At 66.8% G+C, this 7,676-nt stretch carries 3 protein-coding genes; 2 read left to right on the top strand and 1 reads right to left on the bottom strand.

Annotation, left to right across the window (positions count from 1 at the left end; all coding sequences use genetic code 11):
- On the top strand, positions 1-1,896 hold the full coding sequence (locus tag Q0654_RS08730; RefSeq protein WP_298852813.1) for a phosphatidylserine/phosphatidylglycerophosphate/cardiolipin synthase family protein: 1,896 nt from the start codon (positions 1-3) through the stop codon (positions 1,894-1,896).
- Positions 1,897-1,946: 50 nt separating this feature from the next.
- Here Q0654_RS08730 and Q0654_RS08735 read toward each other — a convergent pair whose 3' ends face one another.
- Entirely contained in the window at positions 1,947-3,758 is a 1,812-nt protein-coding gene (locus Q0654_RS08735) for a hypothetical protein (protein WP_298852815.1), read from the bottom strand.
- Positions 3,759-4,395: 637 nt separating this feature from the next.
- Between Q0654_RS08735 and Q0654_RS08740 the strand changes: the two genes are divergently transcribed.
- Positions 4,396-7,671 carry a SpvB/TcaC N-terminal domain-containing protein gene (locus Q0654_RS08740; protein ID WP_298852817.1) on the top strand — a complete coding sequence of 1,092 codons (3,276 nt, stop codon included), beginning with the start codon at positions 4,396-4,398 and terminating at the stop codon, positions 7,669-7,671.
- The last annotated feature ends 5 nt before the right edge of the window (positions 7,672-7,676 follow it).

Genomic DNA, 7,676 nt, shown 5'->3' on the forward strand with positions numbered 1-7,676 from the left:
ATGACCCCGCGCCCGCCCTCGGCCCTGCTCTGTGCCCTGCTGTGCCTGCTGCTCGCCGCCTGCACGCCCTCGCGCGAGCGGGTGCGGATCGACGTCGAGCGCGCCGCTGCGCACCAGGACCGCAGCCTCGACTGCGCCCGCGCCGACCGCTGCGCCGAAGGCTCGCCGCTGCGTGTCGCCGCCGCCGAGGCCGTGCGTGACTCCAGGCCCGAAGCGCCGCGCCACGTCGTGCTCAATCTTGAGAGCGGGCACGACGCCCTGCTGGCGCGCCTGCACCTCATCCGCGCCGCGCGCCACAGCATCGAGCTGCAGAGCTTCATCTTCGCCGAGGACGATGCCGGCCATCTCGTGCTTGATGAACTGCTGCGCGCCGCGCGCCGGGGGGTGCGCGTGCGCGTGCTGCTCGACCAGCTGTTCTCGATCGAGAACGTCGACCTGATGGCCGCGCTCGCCCAGGCCCACGTCAACTTCGAGCTGCGCCTGTACAACCCGACCTTCGGCAAGGGCGCGACCAACAAGTTCGAGTTCGTCGGCGGCATCCTCTGCTGCTTCACCCAGTTCAACCAGCGCATGCACAACAAGCTGCTGCTGGTGGACGGCATGGTCGCCATCACCGGCGGACGCAACTACCAGGACCGCTACTTCGACTTCGATCCCGGCTTCAATTACCGCGATCGCGACGTGCTGGTCGGCGGGCCGGTGGTGGCCGCCATGCTGCGCAGCTTCGAGCAGTTCTGGCAGGCCCAGCGCAGCCTGCCTGCGGCAGGCCTGCGCGATGTCCGCGCCCTGCTCGACGAGGCCGCCCGCGGACGCGAGGTGCTGGCCGAGCTGCCCCTGCGCCAGCCGGCGCGCAGCGAGGCCCTGCGTCGCGAGCTGAACGATCCGGCGCGCCTGCAGGCGGTGCTGATCGAGCCCCTGCATCGGGTCGGCCGCGTCGACTTCTACTCCGACGGCCCGGAGAAGCAGCTCGGCCGTATCGAACCTGGCCGCCGCGACAGCAGCGAGAGCCTGCGCCGTGCGGTCCAGCGCGCCCGCGAGGAGATCGTCCTGCAGACGCCCTACCTGGTGCTCTCGCGCGAGGCGCGCGCCACCTTCCGCCGCCTGCAGCAGCGCGAGTCGCCGCCGCGGGTGCGGATCAGCACCAACAGCCTCGCCTCGACCGACGCGTTTCCCGTCTACGCGCTCAGCCACAAGTACAAGCGCACCTACCTGCGCGAGCTGCGCTTCGAGATCCACGAGTACAAGCCGCGCCCCGAGAACGCGCCGATCGCCCTCAAGCTCGATCCGGAGAACGACGTCATCAGCCTGCCGCCGCGCTTCCTGCGCAGCGAGTCGACGCGGGTGTTCGGCTCGGCCGCCGGCTCGGGCGCAGACACGCCGGGCCGGCGCGCCCTGCGCGGGCCGCTGCCCCTGCAGACCCTGGGCATGCGCATCGGCCTGCATTCCAAGTCGATGGTGATCGACGGCAGCATCGCGATCATCGGCAGCCACAACTTCGACCCGCGCTCTGACCGCCTCAACACCGAGTCGCTGGTGGTCATCCACGACGTGGCCTTCGCCCAGGAGCTGCGCGACACCCTGCTGGAAGACATGGCGCCCGCCAACGCCTGGGTGATCGCACCGCGTCCCCGCCCGCCGCGCCTTGTTCGCGGCCTGAACTACAGCCTGGGCAAGGCCTTCGAGTACCTGCCGATCCTCGATGTCTGGCCCTGGCGCTACGCCACCAGCTGGGAGTACACCGGCGGCCCCGGCTGCGCGCCGATGTCGCCTTTTGATCCGCGCTTCGCCGACTGCCACACGCCGGTCGGCGACTTCCCCCAGGTCGAGATCCCGTTCAAGGCGATGAACACGCGCATCCTCACGGCCTTTGGCGCGGGGCTGGCGCCGATTCTGTAGCGCGTGCCCGCGGCAGGCGCGCAGGGCAGTCGCGGTATGAAGTTTGGCCTTCAGCTAGCGGGCGAGGCTTCCAGGGACAGCACGTCCACGTGTTCAGGGCTGGCGTAGAGATGCAGCTGCCAGCTGCGCGCGCCCGCGTCGGCATCGCCGGGAATCACGAACAGTGAGAGCGTCAGGTCCGCATAGGCAGGGCTGAGCACTTGACCCTCGAGGGCAAGCGAAACGCGCTCAAAGGGCAGATAGCGGAAGGCGCGGTGCGCCACGACGATCACGCTGCCGGGCTGCGAGAGGCCCGACAGCGCGAAGTCCCGCGCCTGCGCCTCGACCCGTCGCGGCAGTGCGTTGGTTTCGGGGCGTACTGCCTTTAGCGGCGGCCCGCTGTGCAGAATCACCGAGCCCGGAAACAGGCCCATGCGCCCGATGCTCCGCTGCGGCAGCAGATTGGCGGCACGCCAAGCGTCCCGCTGCAGGCCGACCCAAGCGGCACCACCCACTTGTCCGGGCCCGCCCAACTGCAGGGCGTGCGCATCACCGCAGGCATGCAGCAGGCTGACCGCCGAGGTGTACTCGAGCTGCTGCGCCAGATGACCGTATACGGTGACCGGTTCACAGGTGAACGCAGCGAGGTCGAACAAGTCCAGGAAGCGCGTGCGCGGCAGGCGGAAACTGCGACCCTCGAGATCCGTGTAGCCACGGACATCCAGGTAAGGGTGTCTGCCCCCCGAGGCGTCGACGTCCGGGAAGACCTCGGTGCGGTTGAGCCACGCATAGCAGGCTACCGTCTGCCCTACGCCGACAGTGAACAGCAGCAGGACGGCGCTGCGCAGCAGCGGTCGCGACCACCAGGCCTGCAGACCCATGGCGATCAGCGCGGCGATGAAAAGCCAGTGCGCATACACCATCCAGGGCGGCATCCAGGCGCGGATTGCAGCGACGAACATCGAGTGCAGCAGCAGCAGCGCCACCAGCGCCAGCACCCGGCGCCTCAGCCCGGACTCGGTGCGCAGGCGCAGCGACAGGCCCGCGGCGGCCAAGGCCAGAAGTGCGAGGTAGGCGGCGAACAGCACGGCCGCAGCCTCGCGCGAAAGCCCGAGCCAGTAGCGCGCCAGATAGTGCGGCGCGTGCACGATCACCGCATGGATGAGCTCCAGGCCAGCCATGGGTGAAGGCAGGCTCCAGTCGGATCGCGCATAGGTCGACAGTCGGTCGGGCGCTTCCGTGCCGCCGAGCCACTGCTGGATCAACATCGGCGCCAGCGACGCCAGCAGGGGTAGACCCATGGCCATGAGATGCAGCACAGCGCGCCAGTCGCGGGGCGCCATAGCGAGGCTGCAGGCGACCAGCGCGGCGCCGAGCAGGGCCAGCGTGGGGTGAGCCGCACACATGAGCGCCAGCGCCAGGCCGACGCCGAGAGCCCGAACAACGCCGGGACGCTCGCGATAGCGCAGCGCCATCCAGGCGCCGAACAGCAGGCTGGGCACCACCATGATCGGGTGGGTGAGCGAGCCGAACGCAGTCACGCCCCACGATGGCAAGGCGAGCGCGAGCGCAAACAGCAGACCCTCGCTGGGCGAGCCCAGCCGACGCCCCAGTGCGTAGGCCAGCGGGAACTGCAGGCCCGAGATCGCACCCATGGTTGCGGTGACTGCGGCAGCGTTCGGCCACACCCACAGTGCGGGCGCCAGCAGGTAGAACCACAGCGGCCCCAGATGGACCATGCCGTTGATGGCCGGCCCCAGCACAGGAAACCACTGGCCCGAGGCGATCTGCTGGGCCATGAACAGATCGCGGTTGGTGTCCGAGCTGGACACTGCAGCGAACAGGCCCGCCAGCACCTGCAGCAGCACCAGCAGCGCGATCACAGCCCAATGCCAATGCGAGGGCTGTCCCTGCGCGGGTGGTGGCTGGGGTGCAGCGCTATCGGATGGCGTCACGGCAGGGAAGAACGCGACAGATCGATACGGGAGCATCTGGAAAGACAGGGTGCACCGCAGTGCCTATAGCGCACGCAACGTGCGAGGCCCGCGAGTATGGACCAGACCTCGACGGGCGCGAACGCGACCCGCTCGGCAGATGCCACCCGACCGCGCGGCCGCATCGCTGACACACCTGCAGCCAAGCGCCCGCGAGCCCGCGCGTGTCGCCGGCAAGCCCGGGGCAGCTTCTGCCTGCAGAAAGGTCGTTTGCCCGACGGAGAGCCCCGCAGTGTCGACCTGAGCTGATCGATTTCGTCGCCGGATTGCGAGTAGGGCCGCAGAACCGGCATCCGTGGCGCGAGCGGCAGCGGAGCCACCTTGCCCGTCGAGCGAGCCTCGACGGATCGAGGTGTCCAAGGATGCGGCTCGGTGAATGGCGCGAACCCGAAGCGAACGGTGTGGGAAAAACCCCTACACGTTTTCGTTACTGACTCCGGGCCGGCAGACATCCGAGCGCATGTCGGCGGCAATTTTTTGGTTTCTATCCAGGGGAAGACCGATGAAAGGTCGTGGAATCAGGGGTTTGGCCACTTGGCTGATGGGTGCCGTGGTGCTGTTGGTGAGCAGCGGCGCGTGGGCTGAGACGCGGTCGCAGACACCACCGACGCTGGGAACGGTCTGTTCGTCCAACGAACTCTCCCCGACGCCGGGCTCGACCCCGGTTTCCCCGGGGCGCTGGTGGAACCCTGCGCGCAGCGGCACCGGCTGGGACATCCATTTCGGGGCGATCAACACCACGAGTGGTTACCAAGGGCCAACCGGCCCCGGTGCTCGTGTGCTGTCGATGACCTGGTTTTCCTATGACGCGCTGGGCAGACCGACCTGGTACGTTGCCGTGGACGACAACTGGTTACCTCGCCCGCCCCAGACAGGGGCAACTCCGGACCTGGAACTGGATTTGTTCCAACAACGCTGGGAGTTCGATCGGCCGCAGCCGGGAAGAAGCGACAGGATCGTGGTTGGCAAGGTTCGCGTAAAGTTTCAAGCGGATGACGCGTCACGGCTGGCCATTCAGTGGCAGCTCAACGGCGCCTGGGCGCCCGTTGAGTGCCTGCGGGACTTCGGCATCGCAGCGCAGGGCGAGCCTCAGCGCAACTACTCGAATTCTTCAGTCACTCCCGCCTACAGCGGCGCTTGGTCTGCAGATGGAACGGATGCCTGGTCCCTGTACCAGACGGTACTTGCGTTCACGCGCAACGGTTCGACGGTGTATCGCGAGTCCGCAATCCTGACCACGTTCGACGACAGCGGCCAGCCGGTTTGGCTTGACGCGACGGATACTGATGCCGCGGCGCCGACCGAGCTGACGCTGGGCACCGCACGCACATTGCCTTACGCGTACTACTACGTAACAACTGCTCAGTACCCCCAGCTCATTCCCAACTGGCCCTGCGACAGCGGGCAGGGGTGCTCCAGGCAGGAATGGCTGCCGCCGGCAAGCCACTGGACGCGAACTTTCTCTGCGCCAAGCACTTGCAACGGCCAGCCCTGCATGACGGGTCTTGGGCGACCTGTCGTTCAAATGCCTGCCAACGCCCCGGGAAACCCGAAGGGCCAGTCAGTGACGCTGCTGCTACCTCCCGCAGGAGCTGAACGTGGGCTCCGGAAACTCACCGATCTCAACGTTATCCATGTTGACAAGGTGGTTTGCCCTGCGGATCCCAGCGGCTCGTGCCCGCTGAGTGTCTCCTGGTCGTCCGCAGAGGACTCAGCGCGGGTTAGGCGCGTTCAATTGGCGACTTCGCCAGGGCTCTCACCGAGTGCGGACTTGAGTTCAGGCCGACATGGAGGGCTGGTGGATACCCTGAGGGCGGGCGATCTGGTCCGCTTCGAGTTGGTCAACTGGCAGGGCACAGTTCTCCATTCGACACCCAGCGTTCGCGTGGAACGCCTGCCGCTTCGCATCCAGAGCACCAATGCGGTGCGCAGCAGCACGGTGGCGCCGGCTGACGTCACCCTGAGCGCCGAGGTGTACGGCGGCGTGCCGCCGCTGCAGGTCGAGTACTTCGTCGACAATCGCTCCATCGGCATTACCGGCGACGGCACCCCGCATACGCTGCTGTGGAAGGCCGTGGGTCCGGGCACCTACAACGTCAGGTTCGTAGTGCGGGACTCAAGCAGCAATCCGCAGATGGTGCAGGACTTTCAGCAGTTTTCCTTGGATGCACCCGCGCCGGCCAATGCGCCGGCACGCACTGCGCTGGAGCAGGCGTCCGACAGCGTCGGCACCCTGCCCGGCTCGTTCCGCGTTGACGAGAGCGGTGCCGCCACCTACGCCATCCCGCTGACCCTGCCCCCGGGCCGGGCCGGCGTCACCCCACAGCTAGGCTTCCAGTACACCAGCCAGGGCGGCGACGGCTCGATCGGCCGCGGCTGGAGCCTCACCGGCCTGTCCAACATCACCCGCTGCCGCCGCACGCGGGAAGCGGGCGACTTCAACGTGACCCGTCCGGGTGGTGCCGTCTTCGAGGACTTCGAGGGCATCACCTTTACCGACAGCGACGCCTTCTGTCTGGACGGCCAGCGCCTGCTCAATGCCGTGGCTGCGGCGCAGACCGGTTGCCCGGCGGTCGCCGGACACACCGCGACCGAGATGCGCACCGAGATCGACAGCCATCAGCGCATCTGTGCGTATCGCAGCAACAGTCTGCCGAACGCAGGTCCGCGTGCCTTCAGCGTGGAGAGCAAGGACGGCCAGCGCCGCTGGTACGGCCTGCACAACGGCGTGGGGCAGCCGGCGCAGCCGAGTTCGAGCATTGCTCTACCAGTTCTGACCAGCGGTGCCCAACTCGATGGCCCGCTCTATCTCTGGGCCATCAACCGAAGCCGGGACTCGGTCGGCAACTACATCGACTACTTCTATACGGCAGACATGGCGCTGAGCCCGGGTGCTGTTGGCGTGTATCAGCGTGTCGGAGCGTTGCTGATTCACTCCATTCAATATGCCGGCAGCGAAACGCAGTCTGCTGCTCCGCACAGTGAGGTGCGCTTCACTTATCAGGGCGGTCAGCTCCAGCGCGACCACTTTGTCACCGGCCGCCGCTTCAGCACTTCACGCCGCCTTCAGCATATCGACGTTTTGGATAACTCAATCCTGCAGCGGCGCTACAAGCTCAACTACCTCGCTATGCCATCCGCGGTGCCGAATGACCTTCGCACTCGACAACTCCACAGTTTGCAGGAATGTGCGCCGGAGAACCCGGCTCAGCCCGAAGGCACACACGTCTGCCTGCGGCCGACTTTGTTCAGCTACGGTGGATCCGACCCTGGCAGCGCTCAGCCAGCGACCGAGCACGCGGGCTTCGATCGGCCGTTTGGAGCCGCTGTCAGGCTAGATCCTCTGGAGATTGGCAGCTTTACGAAGTACGAAGGAAAGAAGATTGCCGACGTAGACGGCGATGGGTTGGCAGATATTGTCTGGGTCAAAGACCGGCGTGATAACGAGAGCTGTGGGAGCGAGGCGCCCACCGCCATCAATCCGTCTGCTACGGGAACTGACGCAATCAGCGTGGCCTTCCTGCGCCACTACGACGAGGGAGCTACGCGACGTATCCGCTTCGAGGACAGGCTTGCGTTCTGCACCCCTGCAGAACTCCTTAACCGTACATGGGAGCACGGGACGCCCCCAGATGAATCCTGGTTCCTGTACGACTACAACCGCGATGGCAAGACGGACATCTTCTTCCGCGGTGAGTCCTACTGGCACGGTTTTCTTGCCACGGGCAATCCGGCGGCGCCCTTTGACCTGTCTGTCTTGCCACCCAGTTCCCTTGGACCCGCTCATCCCGGATTTGTGTAAGTCCG

The organism is uncultured Aquimonas sp. (assembly GCF_937888285.1).
Taxonomy (GTDB): Bacteria; Pseudomonadota; Gammaproteobacteria; order Xanthomonadales; family Xanthomonadaceae; genus Aquimonas.